Here is a 14,758-nt window from a genome sequence, read left to right on the forward strand (position 1 = left end):
TAACTCTCCGCGCAGAACCTCGGTGCAGAAACCGCTAAGAAACGCACCATCACTAAAAAGGAGCATTCAGTGGCAACATTCCCTGAAGCTACCCCCGCGCGAGCCGCCCGGCACACACAGCCGGGCCGCCTCAAGCAGCTGGCACGCAGCTGCGGCGCACTCACCCTGGGGCTCACCCTCGGGCTGACCGCCCTGCCGTTCGGTACCGCCGCCTACGCGGCACCGGGCGTAGTACGCGGCGCAGACCGGGACGCACCCCACCAGAACACCGGCACCGGCGAGAACAACAACGAAGTTCTCTCCCCCAGCCTGGACGGCGCCACCGGCGAACGCGCCGTGTTCGTCCGATTCAAGGGTCAGGGCGCGTACGCCCAGACCCAGCCGGACGCGGTCCGCTCCCGCGCGCAGGCACCCGTCAACGCGCAAGCACAGGTGCAGGCAATCCGCGCCAGCGTGCAGCAGCAGGGCGCCTCCGCGGCGAAGGAATCCGGCGCGCAGGTCCTGTACACCACCCACAACACGATGCGCGGCGTGGCGCTCTACGGTAACGTCGAGCAGATTCGTGCGCTCGCGAACCGCGACGATGTGGAACGCATCAGCATCATTGAGGATATGGCACCGCAGAACAGCGGCACCCTCATTGATACGGACACGCTCTCCGTGTGGGCGAAGAGCCCGGCGAACCCCGCCTCCACCGGCTACACCGGCAAGGGCGTGAAGATTGTCGTGCTCGATACCGGTATCGACTACACGCACGCCGATTTGGGTGGCCCCGGCACGCAGGAAGCCTTCGATAAGGCGAAGGCTTCCGACACGATTCCCGAGGGCACCTACGATCCGAAGAAGTTCCTTGGCGGCTACGACCTGGTCGGTGACGATTACAACTCCGGTAAGAAGGAAACCTCCACTCCCCACCCGGATAACAACCCGCTCGACTGCGGCGGCCACGGTAGCCACGTGGCGGGCACCGCGGCAGGTTACGGTGTGAACGCGGACGGCAGCACCTTCCACGGCGACTACTCCAAGCTCACCGAAGAGCAGCTCAAGGACATGAAGATCGGCCCCGGCTCCGCGCCGGACGCCCAGCTGATTGGCCTGCGCATTTTCGGTTGTAAGGGCACCACCGCGTTCGTCCCCAAGGGCCTGGACCGTGTGCTCGACCCCAACGACGACGGCGACTTCTCCGACCGCGCCGACATCGCGAACCTGTCGCTCGGCAACGAGTTCGGCGTGTTCGATGAGACCGTGAACTACGCGGTCGGTTCCCTCTACCGCGAGGGCATCCTCTCCGTGGTTGCGGCGGGTAACGCCAACAACTACAACGCCGTGGGCGACACCTACTCCAACTCGGGTGGCCCCGGCACCAGCGCCTACGGCCTGACCGTGGCGAACTCCATCGGCTCGACCCAGCTGGTGGACCGCGTGAAGATTCTCGCCCCCGCGAACGAGGCGGACACCTACGGTGACTACTCGGTGAACTTCGACTACTCGAAGGCGACCGAGGAGCAGCTGCGCGGCACCGTGGTGCGTGCCGCCTCCCGCAACCGCTACGCCTGCGAGGCATTCACCGAAGAGGAAGCCGCCGCTCTGAAGGGCAAGTGGGCCCTCATCGACTGGGCGGACGCTGACGGCACCGCCCCCTGCGGTTCGAAGGTACGCTTCGACAACCTGCAGGCGGCTGGCGCGACCGGCGTGGTGCTCACCTCGAACACTGAGGTCGGTGACACCGCTATCGGCGGTAACTCCTCCATTCCGGGCGTGCGCCTGGCAAAGAGCCAGGTGGAGCGCCTTTCCGCGCAGATTGATTCGGGTGAGCTGACCCTGCAGCTCGGCGAAAACCTGCGCGACTCGATCCGCGTGCCCAACGGCAAGCTGGATCAGGCGAACACCTCCACCGCGCGTGGCCTGCACGGTTCGCACGGCATCACCAAGCCGGACGTTGCGGCACCGGGCACGAACATTTCCTCCATCGAGGTTGGTAGCGGCACCGGTTCGAGCGTGAAGACCGGTACGTCCATGTCCACGCCCTTTGTTGCCGGTGTTGCGGCGCTGATCATGCAGGCGCACCCGGAGTACGGTCCGCGCATGCTTAAGACCGTCATCATGAACACCGCCGACCACCACATGCAGGACGCCTGGGGCAACCCTTACGCGGTGGACCGTGTGGGTACCGGCCGCATCAACACCCGTGCGGCGGTAGCTGACCGCGTCATGCTGTTCAACGCGGCACGCCCCGAACAGGTTTCGGACACTTTCGGCGTGCTCGAGTACACCCCGAACGCCGGTGTGCAGACCCTGCAGCACCGCGTGAGCGTTGAGAACACCGACTCGGTGGCGCACACCTACACCCTGAACTATGAGGGCAGCACGAGCATCCCGGGTGTGGAGTTCTCCTACCCGCAGTCCGTGTCTGTGGGTGCCGGTCAGAAGGCAACGTTCACCGTGACGGTGCGCATTGACCCGTCGAAGCTGGAGAAGACTCGCGACCCGTCCATGTACCCGAACCAGGATTCGGTGAACTACTCGACCGGTACGGTGACCATTTCGGGTGCCCGCCAGTACATTGCGAGCGCTTCGGGCCGCCTGATCCTGACCGATGCTGACTCGTCGGCTGCGGTGAAGACCCTGCGCATGCCGCTGCATGTGGCACCGAAGCCTGTCTCCGCGATGCGTGTTGCTGGCTCCGATATCGCCTTCGACGCTCAGGGTTCCGGCGCGACCGAGCAGACCCTGACCCTGCAGGGTACCGCGGTGGATCAGGGCGGTTACCGCTCCCTGCTGGGTGCTTTTGAGTTGGGTGCTTCGAGCCCGCGCATCCCGACCGCGAAGCTGGGTGTGGGTTCGGATTCCCGCATGGACCTGCAGTATGTGGGTGCCACCTCGAACGTGGCGGCGTTGAAGGCTGCCGGTGCGGACACCTCGCAGGCGCACCTGTCCTTCGGTATTTCCACCTGGGGTAACTGGCAGGAGGTGACCCCGCGCGGCACCTACTACGTGTTCGTTGACACCGACAAGGACGGCACGAGCGACTACCGCCTGCAGACGGTGCGTGAGAAGGGCCTGGACTACCCGCTGGTGAAGGTTTCTAAGCGCAGCAACGGCAAGTGGCAGGCTATCGAGAACGCCCTGTACCCGCTGAACGGCACCTGGGGTGATACGGACACCAACATCATGGATTCGAACACTCTGGTGATGACTGTTCCGCTGAGCGTTCTGGGCCTGGACCCCGAGGCTGAGTCGACCGAGATTTCGTACTCGGTGACCACTTCGAGCGCGTTCTCCGCTACGACTGTGGTTGATACGACTGATTCGGTGGTGTTCAACTATGCGGCACCGAAGCTGTGGTTCAGTGGCGATTCGGCGGGCGTGCCGAACCTGTTCGTGGATGCGCCGGAGACTCAGCTGGTGGCGCACCGTAACGGCGACGCGAAGAACGTTTCTGCACTGTTCCTGCACATGCACAATGCGACCGGCGACCTGTCCGGTACGAACGGTGCTGCGGGTGAACGTGCGCAGGTTCTGCGTGTCTCGTCGAACTCTGAGGATACCGCCGCGAGCGCGCACTTTACGGATGTTCCGGCGGATTACCCGTTCGTGAATGACATTAACTGGCTGGCTCAGCGTCGTATTACGACCGGCTACCCGGACGGCACGTTCCGCCCGAACGGTTCGGTGGAGCGCGGCGCGATGGCGGCGTTCTTCTACCGTATGGCGGGTTCGCCGCAGTTCACTGCGCCGAGCACCCCGAGCTTTAAGGATGTGCCGCGCGATCACCCGTTCTTCAAGGAGATTGAGTGGATGCGTGCCCGCGGTATTACGACCGGCTGGTCGGATGGTACGTTCCGTCCGAATGCTGCGGTGAATCGTGATGCTATGGCGGCGTTCTTCTACCGTTTTGCGGGTTCGCCGGCGTATTCTGCTCCGGTGGCGTCGCCGTTTAGTGACGTGTCGACCGGTAGCCAGTTCTATCGTGAGATTTCGTGGTTGGCTGAGCAGCGTATTACGACGGGTTGGGCTGATGGTTCGTTCCGTCCGGTTCAGCCGATTGAGCGTGGCGCGATGGCGGCGTTCTTGCACCGCTATAACGTGCGCGTGCTGAATAACCGCTAGTCAGATGCGGATGTGAGGGCCGTGTCGGGGTGGAGTTTTCTACCCCGGCACGGCCTTTTCTGTGGGCTGACTTCATCAGTAGATATAGTGCTAAAATTTGTACAAGAAATAGTACAAAGGAAAGATACTATGCTCACCGTTGGATTTTCTGAACTACGTGCCAATCTCACTTCCGTGACTAATCAGGTCATTCAGGAAGGTGAAGAAATCACTGTATTTAAGCGCAATCAGCCTGCTTTCAAGATTGTTCCTCTGGGAGTAGATTCCACTTCTGATAACAAAGAAGCCGTAGCGAAGACTTCTTCTGAAACTATCGATCAGGAGAAGATTTTAGGGGCAGCGACTAGCTTCATTGACCGTTACGAAAGCGTCTTTGAACGTCTGAGCCAGTGATGTCCTCTGCACATATCTCCGTTGATACTGCTTTAGCTATCCACCAGTTGCTTATCAACCGCTTTGGAGGGTCTGCAGGCGTTCGAGACCTTGATATTCTCGAAGGAATTCTTCAGAGCCCTTACCAAACTTTTGGTGGAGAAGAGCTATATCCGCACATTGTAGATAAGGCTGTTCATCTCTGTGTAGAGGTTATTCGTCAACATCCTTTTGTTGATGGCAATAAGCGTGTAGCGGTTGCGCTCCTTGGTGGCCTTCTAGAGTGTCACGGTCTCTATTTAGTAGATGACTCTACTCATCTCTATAACAAAGTCATCGGATTAGTCACTCATGTCTGCAGTATTGAAGAGTTTACTCAATACGTTCATTCGCATCTCACTTCCAGTCTCGAGTGAGCGCATTGCCGCTTCCAGGAGCATGAAAAAACTACCTTTTTAAAAGAAATACCCCCGGTGGATGCTGTACGCATCTGCCGGGGGTATTTGCTTGCCTCGCCCTGCCCGAGGCGGGCTAGTTAGTGGCGGCGGGCTTCTTTACGGTTGAGCTTCTCAATGGCGGCTTCCACCTTTAACTTGCGGTGATTGAGCTTCCAGAGGCTAAAAGACTGCAGCAAGGTACTCTTACCAATCTCCACAAGGGAGGGCAGCCCCTGCTGGATGAGTGCCTCATTGATTTCTTCCGGGGTGGCGCCCTGCTCCTTCATCTGCTCGATGATGATGTTCGCCTCCGCTATTTTCCCGGAGGTGAGCGGGTGGTTTTCGAGGCTGGTTTCGATGTCTACGAGCTCGTCGTAGAGTTCAGTTTTTGTTTTTGCCATGGTGCTGTCTTCACCGTCCTTGGTTGACGTGTTCTGTGGCGTAGCGGGTGTGGGGGCGTTTTCCCTCATCACCGGCTGTTTTGAACGGTATTTGAACCGTATGTTCATGCTAACAGCCGCACGGGTTGTCGCACAGGGTTTTTACCGGTGAGTATGCTGTGTATTTGCGGAACTGGCGGGAGGCTGAAACGATACTGAACCCGCCGCGTGCGCCGCGCTGAACGCACCGTGTGGAACACTACCTCGCCTCCCTCGGTGGTTCACCGCACGGGCTATAAGGTGGAGCGTACACTTAAGTCATGCGTGAATTACAGGCACAGATCATCCGTGAAATGGGCGTCAAGCCCAACATGACCGAAGAGCAGGCACGCGAAGAAGTGGAGCGCCGCATCCAGTTCATCTGCGACTACCTGGAAGCCACCGGAAGCCGCGGCTTGGTACTGGGTATCAGCGGCGGTATCGACTCCACTCTGGCGGGTCGCCTCTGCCAGCTGGCGGTGGACCGCCTCAACGAGCGCGGCCGCACCGCCGAGTTCGTGGCGGTGCGCCTGCCCTACCGTGTGCAACACGACGAAGAGGACGCGCAGGAGGCGCTGCGTTTCATCCAGCCCACCCGCTCCCTGACCTTCAACATTGCGGAGGCTGTCGACGGCTTCGACACCGCCTACACTGCCGCGACCGGCGAGCAGATCAGCGACTTCAACAAGGGTAATGTGAAGGCGCGCGCCCGCATGATTGCCCAGTACGCGGTGGCTGGCGGCCCCGGCTACCTGGTGGTGGGTACCGACCATGCGGCGGAGTCCATTACGGGTTTCTTCACGAAGTTCGGTGACGGCGGCGCGGACCTGCTACCGCTGTACGGCCTGAACAAGCGCCAGAACCAGCTGCTGCTGCGGGTGCTGGGTGCGTCTGAGCGTCTGTGGGCTAAGCCGCCGACGGCTGACCTGCTGGACGGCGTGCCCGGCCGTACCGATGAGGATGAGCTGGGTCTGACCTACCCGCAGATTGATGACTACCTGGAGGGTAAGGAAATCGATGAGGCGGCAGCTGCGAAGCTGGAGCAGATTTACCTGCGTAGCCGCCATAAGCGCACTACTCCGGTGACGATTTTTGATTCCTGGTGGAAGAACTAGCGCCTCAACCGGCAAATGACCTAACGTAAAAGCCCCAAACTCCTTTGGTGGGAGTTCGGGGCTTTTACTATGCTTTTGCAGACCGAGGACTATGCCTTCTGTTCGGGCTGTGCGCCAGAAACCTGGGCAGCCTGAACGTCCGAATCCTCAGAACCTTCAGCCTCAACCTCAGCTTCAGCGGGCGGTACCTTCGCGCCACCCGTGGCGAGGAACAGCACCAGGCCCAACGCGCAGGCGAGCACCTGGGTGAAGGGGAACGCCCAGGTCAGACCCTTAAAGCCGAACCACATGTTGCCGAAGTACACGGCGGGGAAGAACAGCAGAGCAATACCGAGGGTCATCAGCATTGCCGGGCCGCCCTTACCGGCCGCCTGGAACCAAGACACAAACACGATGCTGACCGCGTTGAACACGGCGGCGAGCATGAGCGCGATCATAACCTCTTCACCGGTGTCGACAAGGCTTGCGTCGCCAACCACGGCGAGCAGTTCACGGCGGAAAATCAGCACCGGAATGGTGATGATTGCGGAGGTCGCCACGGACAGGATCGTTGCGGTGCGCAGCGCCTCCTTCACGCGGGCGCCGTTGCGGGCACCGTACGCGTAGGCGTACAGCGGGATACCGCCCATGCACAGGCCCATGCACAGCATTTCGGGCACCATGTTCAGGCGCATTGCCAAGCCGAACGCTGCCACGGTGTCGTCACCGTAGGAGGCGGCGAGGTTGTTCAGCAGCAGGGCGGCGAAGATCAGGTTGAGGCTCTGAATGAGCTCGGCGGCACCGACCGCGACCACGGGCTTGATGATGGCGGGATCGAGGGAGAAGTCGCGGATGTTCGCGGAGAAGTTCTCGCTCTGACGCATCAGGAACAGCAGGTAGTACAGCATGGATGCGCCGTTCGCCAGCAGCATCGCCCAACCGGCACCGGCGACGCCCATGCCCATGATGGCGATGAACAGCACGTCGAAGATGCAGGTGACGACGGTGCCAACGATGATGCCGTACATGGACTGCTTGGCGTAGCCTTCGGATCGGACGAGCTGTTCGAGGGTGAACATGCCGATAGCGAGGGGCGCGCCGAGGAACATGAGGTGCACGTAGATGCGGGTCGGTTCGTAGGAGCCGCCGGATGCACCCATGATGCTGGTGATCGGGTCGGCGAGGATGAAGCCGATAGCCGCCGCGACGATACCGGCACCGAGCGCCGAGTAGAGGGCGAAGGAGGTGACGCGGTGAATTTCGTGGGCGGGCTGGCCTTCACCGAGCTTGCGGGAGGCGAGGGTTGAGGAGCCCAGGCCGAACAGGCCTGCGATCGCCATGATGACGCCGAAGACGGGCACGCCGTAGCTGGTGGCGGCGAGGTCTTCGGTGCCGCCGTAGTGGCCGACGAAGTAGGAGTTCACCACGTTGTAGATGCTGGTGATGGCGAGGCCGAGTGCCATGGGCACGCCGAGGGAGAGGAGCGCCTTGAGGATGGGTGCTTCTTTAAGCAGGTAGATGTTCTGCGGGTCTTCGCTTACGCCGTGCGGGCCGTGCGGGCGGTGTCCTGCGGCGGGTGCGTTGCTGTTGGGTGCGGTGTTGGGTGCGCTATTTTTGGGTGCGTTGTTTTCAGTCTGGTGGGACGTCATAGGTTCCTGTGGTTCTAGTCTGTGTTGTGTCCGGTGCGCGGTAAGAAGCGTGGTCCGCACAAAAAACGGGCTAGTGTATTGTACCGTTTCCACGTAGTGGTTGGGCTAGGGGTTTAGACAAAAAAGTAACGAGGCGCCCCTCCCCCGCTGTTCGGGGTGGGGCGCCTCGCCTCATACGTATCGCATGTAGGAGTGTGAGCTATTCGAGCTCAACCGGACCAAGCACGCGAACCTCCTCAATATCCAGGATTTCCTGAATCGCGTGGAGCACATTCGTGTCGATTATGCGCTCATTACGCAGGCGCTTGAGCACGCTGCGTTGCTTCTCCAAATGCCGCAGGCGCAGCTCTTTCTCAAGGTCGCCCGCTTCAATAATGCGGCGGGCTTCTTCCGGCGCATTCGCACCGTCTTTACGAACGGCGTGCAGGTTGCGGTGTATACTCGCGTTGTACATCTGTTCGTCGGCAATGCGGTCGATAATCCACTGTGGTGCACCAATTTCCTGGCCGATCTCAGCCACAGAGTCGAAGGACTCGGCAATGATCGTGCGGATTGCTTCATTAATCTCATCTTCTTCGGTGGTATCAACCGGAATTTTCGCCCACCTAATAACGAGCGGCAGGAGCATCCCCTGAACCACCATCGACAGCAGAACCACGCCCGCAACAACAAAGATAATAAAGTCACGCGCGGGAACATCAGTCGGCACGGAGAGAGCCACCGCGAGGGAAACACCGCCGCGCAGTCCCGCAAAGGTACTCACTACACGGCCACGGAAAGTTGTGCGCAGCTGCTTCTGCTTTTCTGAACGGTCAAGGGCACGAATAATACCGATCGAGACGTGCAGGAAAATAAAACGCGCCGCAATGGAAACAAGCCATGCCACCACAATCACGGCGAACGTCAAAGCCCACGCATAGTTGTATTCACGAAGAACATCATCCACAGGCGCTGTGGCGCTGGGCAGCTGAACACCCACGAGCACGAAGAGCGCACCGTTCATGACATAGGAGACAAACGACCAGATGGGCAGACCGTAGAAACGGTTTTGGGGTTTGATGGTATCCGGTCCGCGATAGGTCAGGTAGAAAGCGGCGACCACCACAGCCACCACTCCGGAACCTTTCATGCCCTCAAAAGGCTCGATCTCTTCAGCCAGGAAGAAAGCAATAAACGGCACGGTAAACATGAACACGCTGAAGTTCATGGGGTTGCCGATGTGCGCACGCAGCTTATCTACACCCCATCCGACGGCCAGGCCAACGAGAGTTCCAATCAGGAACGAGAAGAAGAACATTCCGGATGCAGTCCCCAGGGTAAGTTCATGACCACCCGCAAGCTGCAGGGCGAGTGCGAAAAGAACTAGGGTGGTGCCGTCGTTAATGAGTGCTTCCGCTTTAAGGGTGGTGATGGAAGATTTGGGGAGTTTGCCGTTGAGCGTTGCCACGGCCACAGCATCGGTGGGGGCGAGCGCCACACCGATAATCAGCGCCACATGCCACAGGTAGACGCCCATAAATGTGTGAAGCACCCAGGCGATAACGAACGCCGTGAAAATTACGAGCACCGTGCCCGAGAGCAGAATGCCGCGCAGACGAGCGCGCGCCTCACGCCATGAGGTGTGGCGGGCTTCCCAGAAGAGCATGATGGGCAGGAAGATTTCGAGGATGACGTGCGGCGGCAGGCCGATACTCTGGACTTCGTGCAGTTCGTGGGCGGGCATAATGCCGATAGCCAGGCCAATGAAAATCAGCACAATGGCGGGGGTGATCCGTGTTTTGTGTGCGATTGCGCTGCCTACGAGGACAGCGAGGGATAGTGCGATAACGACTTCGAGCATGCTGTTCCTTTTCTTGGGCACAGGGGTACTGGACGCTCGGGTGCTGCTTGGGTGTGCCCGGGCGCAGTTCCTGGTGCGCTACATGGTCTGTGAAATGTGTTGATGGTTGCCCTGCGGGCTTTTGTTCTAGGTGGCGTTTACGACGTGGTGAGCGCCTACCCGCGGTGCCCGTGTGCAGGGTTCTAGTGGGTTAAATAGTATACCGGCGGTTTTATTCCCTGGGCTCGCTGGCGGGGCTGTCCAATTCGTGGGTGCGGGCACCTTTCATGACGTTTTGTGTCGTTCTGACGTGAACTTCGGGTCGTACTGTGTCAGAGAACAGAAAATCCGCCCCTGTGAGTGCGCGCGAACACTCAGAACGTGAGAAGATAAGGTCATGACTGATAACAACACCGTAACCGGCAGCCCGCTTGTTAAGCGCGGCCTGGCCGACATGCTCAAGGGCGGCGTCATCATGGACGTCGTCACCCCCGAACAGGCTAAGATCGCTGAAGATGCTGGCGCTGTTGCCGTCATGGCTCTCGAGCGCGTTCCCGCGGATATTCGTGCGCAGGGCGGCGTGGCTCGTATGTCTGACCCGGACATGATTGAGGGCATCATTGATGCTGTTTCGATTCCGGTCATGGCGAAGGCACGCATCGGCCACTTCGTTGAGGCTCAGATTCTGGAGACCCTGAAGGTCGACTACATTGACGAGTCTGAGGTTCTTTCTCCCGCTGACTACGTGAACCACATTGATAAGCACCAGTTCAAGGTGCCTTTCGTGTGCGGTGCTACCAACCTGGGTGAGGCTCTGCGCCGTATCACCGAGGGTGCCGCTATGATCCGTTCGAAGGGCGAGGCTGGCACCGGTGACGTCTCTGAGGCGACTAAGCACATCCGCACCATTAAGCGTCAGATTGCTGAGCTGCAGGGCCTGTACAACACCATGCCCGACGAGCTGTACGTGAAGGCTAAGGAACTGGCTGCACCGTACGAGCTGGTTCGTGAGGTTGCTCAGACCGGTAAGCTGCCCGTGGTGATGTTCACCGCTGGTGGCGTGGCTACCCCCGCTGACGCTGCAATGATGATGCAGCTGGGTGCTGACGGCGTGTTCGTTGGTTCCGGTATTTTCAAGTCGGGCGACCCGGTTGCTCGTGCGAAGGCTATTGTGAAGGCTACTGCTTTCTACAATGACCCGGAGAAGGTTGCTGAGGCTTCTCGCGGCCTGGGTGAGGCTATGGTCGGCATTAACGTTGCTGACATTCCGGCACCGCACCGCCTGGCGGAGCGCGGCTGGTAATTCGTGCGCGCACCCCGCATTCGGGGTGAGTGTTTGATGAGGGGGTGGGGTTCGCTGAGGCGGGTCCCACCCTCCTTGTGTTTGTTGTGTTTGTTGTTTTGTGAAGGGAGCGGTGATGGTTGAGAAGGTTCAGCCTACCGGTGTTTTGCCGGGTGAGGGTTTGACGGTTGGTGTTTTGGCGTTGCAGGGCGGCGTGAGTGAGCACGCGGAGATGCTGGAGTCCTTGGGCGCGCAGGTGCGTTGGGTGCGTACCGGTGAGCAGCTTGAAGGGCTGGATGCGCTGGTTCTGCCGGGTGGTGAGTCGTCGACGATTGACCGTCTGACCCGTATTTTTGGTGTGCGGGAGCCGCTGATTGAGGCGATTTCTTCGGGCCTGCCGACCCTGGGTACGTGCGCGGGCCTGATTATGCTGTCGAAGCGTATTGATGATCCGGCGCCGGGTCAGCAGTCGCTGGGTGTCCTGGATGTTTCGGTGGGTCGTAACGCGTTTGGTTCGCAGGTTGATTCTGCGGAGGTGCGCCTGCCGTGGCTGACCCCTGCCGGTGATGAGGTGGTTATTGATACGGCATTTATTCGTGCGCCGATTGTGACTGGCACTGGTGAGGGTGTGCAGGTGACGGCTCGTCATGAGGGGAAGATTGTGGGTGTGCGTTCGGGCAACCTAATCGGTATTTCTTTCCACCCGGAGGTTACGGGCGATACGACGGTGCATGAGGAGCTGCTGGCTCTGGCATGCGAGGTGAAGGGCAAGTAGCCCCCAAAAAAAATAAGCCCGGTAATGAGCCTTTAAAGAGTTGTGGCGGTGACCGTTGTTCGGTCACCGCCACAACTCTTTTTGCGCGGGCTTATGCGTGAGTGGGTTTATGGGCGGGAGCTGCTGGGGATTTGGGGCTGGGCCTTCCATTGCTGGTAGGCGCTCGTGGCGAGGAATCGTGCACGGTTCGCGTCGCTGATCGTCTTGATGTCTGCGGGGGCTGCCTCGTACCACTTTTCGTAGAGACGAATAATCATCTCGGGGTAGGCGGCTTCTTCCAGGTCTGCGCGGTGGGGGATGAATTCGTTGCGGTTCTTGATGTCTCGGTACTCGCTACCGGCGAAGGGGTCGGTGACTCCGACGCTGGGGTGAGCGTTGTAGGCATCGATGTTTTGAACGTATTCGGGGAGGGTGCTGCGCCCTGCTTTGAGTGCGGCGTGGCATTTGCTGTCGATTTCGCTGGGCTCAATGATGTGGGCGCCGTCTGCGAGGATGTTCCGGTACTGGATGTACGCGGGGTACTGTTCATCGGTGCGCGGGACGGGCTTGGCGGCTTCTGCTGAGGCGGTAGCTTCGGCGGAGTATGAGGAGCAGCTGACGGTGGGCGTGGTGCTTGCCGTTGCTGAGGTGCTCGCCGTGGAGGGTGAGGAGGTGCTGCTTGCCGCGGTGTTTGCACCACCGCAGGCGGCAAGGAACAGGGGCAGGATTGAGAGAGCGGCACCGTATCGCAGTGCGTTATAGCGGGGGTTGGGGGTCCTGGATTTCAGGGCCATAATGTCACCTCATTGTGGGCTGGAACATATCGATTTGACCCTCACTATACGGGCGGTTTTGATACATGGTCAAGAGAAAAATATGTTTATTTTTTAAAATCCAACACCTCGGAGGAAAATCGACAAACAAGTTTATTCAGCGCCTTGACTTGCGTAAATACGGAAGCCACCGGGCTCTTGAAGTAAACATGTCACTAAAACACCAGCGTCAGGTATTGCTATTTGCCCGATAATCAGCAGAAGCCAACATGCCCGGAGGAGCACGGTTAGGGTGCCGATGGTGCAACCTCCAGCTCCGTCAAAGCCTGCAACCTCAACAGCCCAACGCTACTGCAGGAGGAAATAGATAAGTCCCCTAACGTATTCCCAGAGCAGTACCAAGATGACGCACTGCACAACAAATGCGGCTATAGCTGCGAGGGTTGGTATCCAGTAGCTACGCTTAGAACATGCAATAAAAACTGCTATAAAAATAACGCATGAGATAATATCGGGACCCCAGAGAATGAATGCCTGTAGATCATATGGCCACAATATTCCATGCATATATTCTGTAGGGACTTTACATGAACTTAAGATATTGCCTTTTAAAATTTCATAAGTCCCATACATTTTAAAAACTAAATATAGCGATGCGATCCAAAAAATTCCTATACGAAGCTTTACACCCAGCCACATACTAAAAGTCTGCCATAAGCTAGCTGATACAACTCCCACCACAAAGAAGGGTATATAGTCGAAATATGCACTTTGCCACCTATCACATGGCGATACAAATCTATAGAAATCTGCATACAGGGCAGTTGGGAAAATATAGAAAAATTGCAATACAATGAGAAATAAGATATACAAAATTATTTTCTCATTTACGGCGAACATCTTATAAGTAGAATTCATGATGCCATTTCCTTTCAGTAGCATAAAAAGCTAGTAGCGGAACACCGAACGCATAGCCTCAATGTTGTTTTTCGTATCCATTAAGCCTCAAAGCCAATACTGGGATAGGTAGGCGACCCGCAAAGCCTCCGCACTCTTACCCCATCTACCACATATTTAAGCAGGTCAGAACTTTAAGACTACTGGGTTGCACATCTTGCGTCTAGAGTGTTGGTTTTAAACTAAGGTGACATTTTCCATTGACCATGTATCAAATATTCGGTATGTTTAGACGCAATATATCGTTCCATCCCACTTGTGAGGTGGTCTCATGACCCACACCCCTGTTTTTCTTTCGTTACATTCCAGCGGTCTACGATGCAGTGCCGCACTGGCGATTCTCCCCCTGCTTCTTGCCTCCTGCGGTAGCTCCACCAGCACGGCATCCAGCACTCCGGCACCCTCGAATACGGCCGTGGCTTCCTCCCCGTCAGCTTCAAGCGCCACCGGGTCCGCTTCCTCTTCCGCGGCGAAGAAGGCAACCGCCCCCTGCCTTGAACCTGACGAAACCGCGAAAGCTGAAACCCTCAAGCAGCAGGAAGCCATCAGCGCCGACCGCGGAACGGCACTCCCCTCCTACGTCTCCGCGCGGCATGTTGTGCGCAACCAGGCGAACTTCCCCACCCGCGCCGAAGCTGAATCAGCAGGAGCCGAGTGCCTGGCACTGTACGAGAAGAACAAGGCCGATCACGCCTACGCCGCAGCATGGGTACGCGCTATCGATGACAATAACGTGGCAAGCGGAAAGGTAGCCTCCGGCCCGCGCACTGACATCCAGAACGCAGACCCCTACAAGGCAAGCAACTACGTCGATATTCGAGAGGGTAAGGAGTACTTCCCGACCCGACAGGAGCTGCTCGCGGCAAATTACCCCGAGAACTACATTGTTGCTTTTGAGTTGTGGGCGCAGCAGGCGCCAGCCGATGTGAAGCAGAAGAGCGACGCGAACCGTGCGGCTGCTAAGGATACTCGCTGGTCTGAGGTGGTAACCCTGCCCAGCCCCGACAACCCTGTCTAATCGAACCCCGTCTAATCTGAGTCTGTTTAAAAATAGTTGTGGCGGTGACCGTTATTCGGTCACCGCCACAACTG

The 14,758-nt window shown here is 58.5% G+C and carries 11 protein-coding genes; 7 read left to right on the plus strand and 4 right to left on the minus strand.

The window, feature by feature from the left end; all coding sequences use genetic code 11:
• Positions 1–69: 69 nt before the first annotated feature.
• From O3649_RS05710 to O3649_RS05720, 3 genes are all read left to right on the plus strand, one after another.
• Positions 70–4,110, plus strand: a complete 4,041-nt coding sequence (locus tag O3649_RS05710) for a S8 family serine peptidase (protein WP_294632651.1) — start codon at positions 70–72, stop codon at positions 4,108–4,110.
• Between the two features lie 129 nt (positions 4,111–4,239).
• Positions 4,240–4,503 (plus strand): type II toxin-antitoxin system Phd/YefM family antitoxin, encoded by a 264-nt coding sequence (locus O3649_RS05715; RefSeq protein WP_049340141.1) that lies wholly within the window; start codon positions 4,240–4,242, stop codon positions 4,501–4,503.
• On the plus strand, positions 4,503–4,898 hold the full coding sequence (locus tag O3649_RS05720) for a type II toxin-antitoxin system death-on-curing family toxin (RefSeq protein WP_080974499.1): 396 nt from the start codon (positions 4,503–4,505) through the stop codon (positions 4,896–4,898). The genes O3649_RS05715 and O3649_RS05720 overlap by 1 nt, the downstream gene beginning before the upstream one ends.
• Before the next feature lie 119 nt (positions 4,899–5,017).
• Here the strand turns inward: O3649_RS05720 and O3649_RS05725 are convergent, their stop codons facing one another.
• A complete protein-coding gene (locus O3649_RS05725) occupies positions 5,018–5,320 on the minus strand; it encodes a recombinase (protein WP_070629316.1) in 303 nt (100 codons plus the stop codon).
• Positions 5,321–5,619: 299 nt separating this feature from the next.
• On the opposite strand from O3649_RS05725, the gene nadE reads away from it, so the two are divergent.
• Complete coding sequence (gene nadE, locus O3649_RS05730; RefSeq protein WP_070629280.1) at positions 5,620–6,453, plus strand: ammonia-dependent NAD(+) synthetase; 834 nt, start codon at positions 5,620–5,622, stop codon at positions 6,451–6,453.
• 89 nt (positions 6,454–6,542) lie between these two features.
• On the opposite strand, the gene O3649_RS05735 is transcribed toward nadE, so the two are convergent.
• Both O3649_RS05735 and O3649_RS05740 read right to left on the minus strand, forming a co-directional pair.
• Positions 6,543–8,081: an MATE family efflux transporter gene (locus O3649_RS05735; RefSeq protein ID WP_371573216.1), complete on the minus strand. Its 1,539-nt coding sequence runs from the start codon at positions 8,079–8,081 to the stop codon at positions 6,543–6,545.
• A 199-nt stretch (positions 8,082–8,280) separates the two neighbouring features.
• Positions 8,281–9,921 carry a Na+/H+ antiporter gene (locus tag O3649_RS05740; RefSeq protein WP_371573218.1) on the minus strand — a complete coding sequence of 547 codons (1,641 nt, stop codon included), beginning with the start codon at positions 9,919–9,921 and terminating at the stop codon, positions 8,281–8,283.
• Between the two features lie 376 nt (positions 9,922–10,297).
• Between O3649_RS05740 and pdxS the strand changes: the two genes are divergently transcribed.
• Together pdxS and pdxT are read left to right on the plus strand one after the other, a co-directional pair.
• On the plus strand, positions 10,298–11,203 hold the full coding sequence (gene pdxS / locus O3649_RS05745) for a pyridoxal 5'-phosphate synthase lyase subunit PdxS (RefSeq protein WP_005507298.1): 906 nt from the start codon (positions 10,298–10,300) through the stop codon (positions 11,201–11,203).
• Positions 11,204–11,318: 115 nt separating this feature from the next.
• Entirely contained in the window at positions 11,319–11,957 is a 639-nt protein-coding gene (pdxT, locus tag O3649_RS05750) for a pyridoxal 5'-phosphate synthase glutaminase subunit PdxT (protein ID WP_049343521.1), read from the plus strand.
• A gap of 107 nt (positions 11,958–12,064) precedes the next feature.
• Here the strand turns inward: pdxT and O3649_RS05755 are convergent, their stop codons facing one another.
• On the minus strand, positions 12,065–12,730 hold the full coding sequence (locus O3649_RS05755; protein ID WP_070687205.1) for a hypothetical protein: 666 nt from the start codon (positions 12,728–12,730) through the stop codon (positions 12,065–12,067).
• Between the two features lie 1,207 nt (positions 12,731–13,937).
• On the opposite strand from O3649_RS05755, the gene O3649_RS05760 reads away from it, so the two are divergent.
• Positions 13,938–14,684 carry a hypothetical protein gene (locus O3649_RS05760; protein WP_371573220.1) on the plus strand — a complete coding sequence of 249 codons (747 nt, stop codon included), beginning with the start codon at positions 13,938–13,940 and terminating at the stop codon, positions 14,682–14,684.
• The last annotated feature ends 74 nt before the right edge of the window (positions 14,685–14,758 follow it).

It is taken from the genome of Rothia sp. 27098_8_29, from assembly GCF_041432785.1.
GTDB classification, from domain to species: Bacteria; Actinomycetota; Actinomycetes; order Actinomycetales; family Micrococcaceae; genus Rothia; species Rothia mucilaginosa.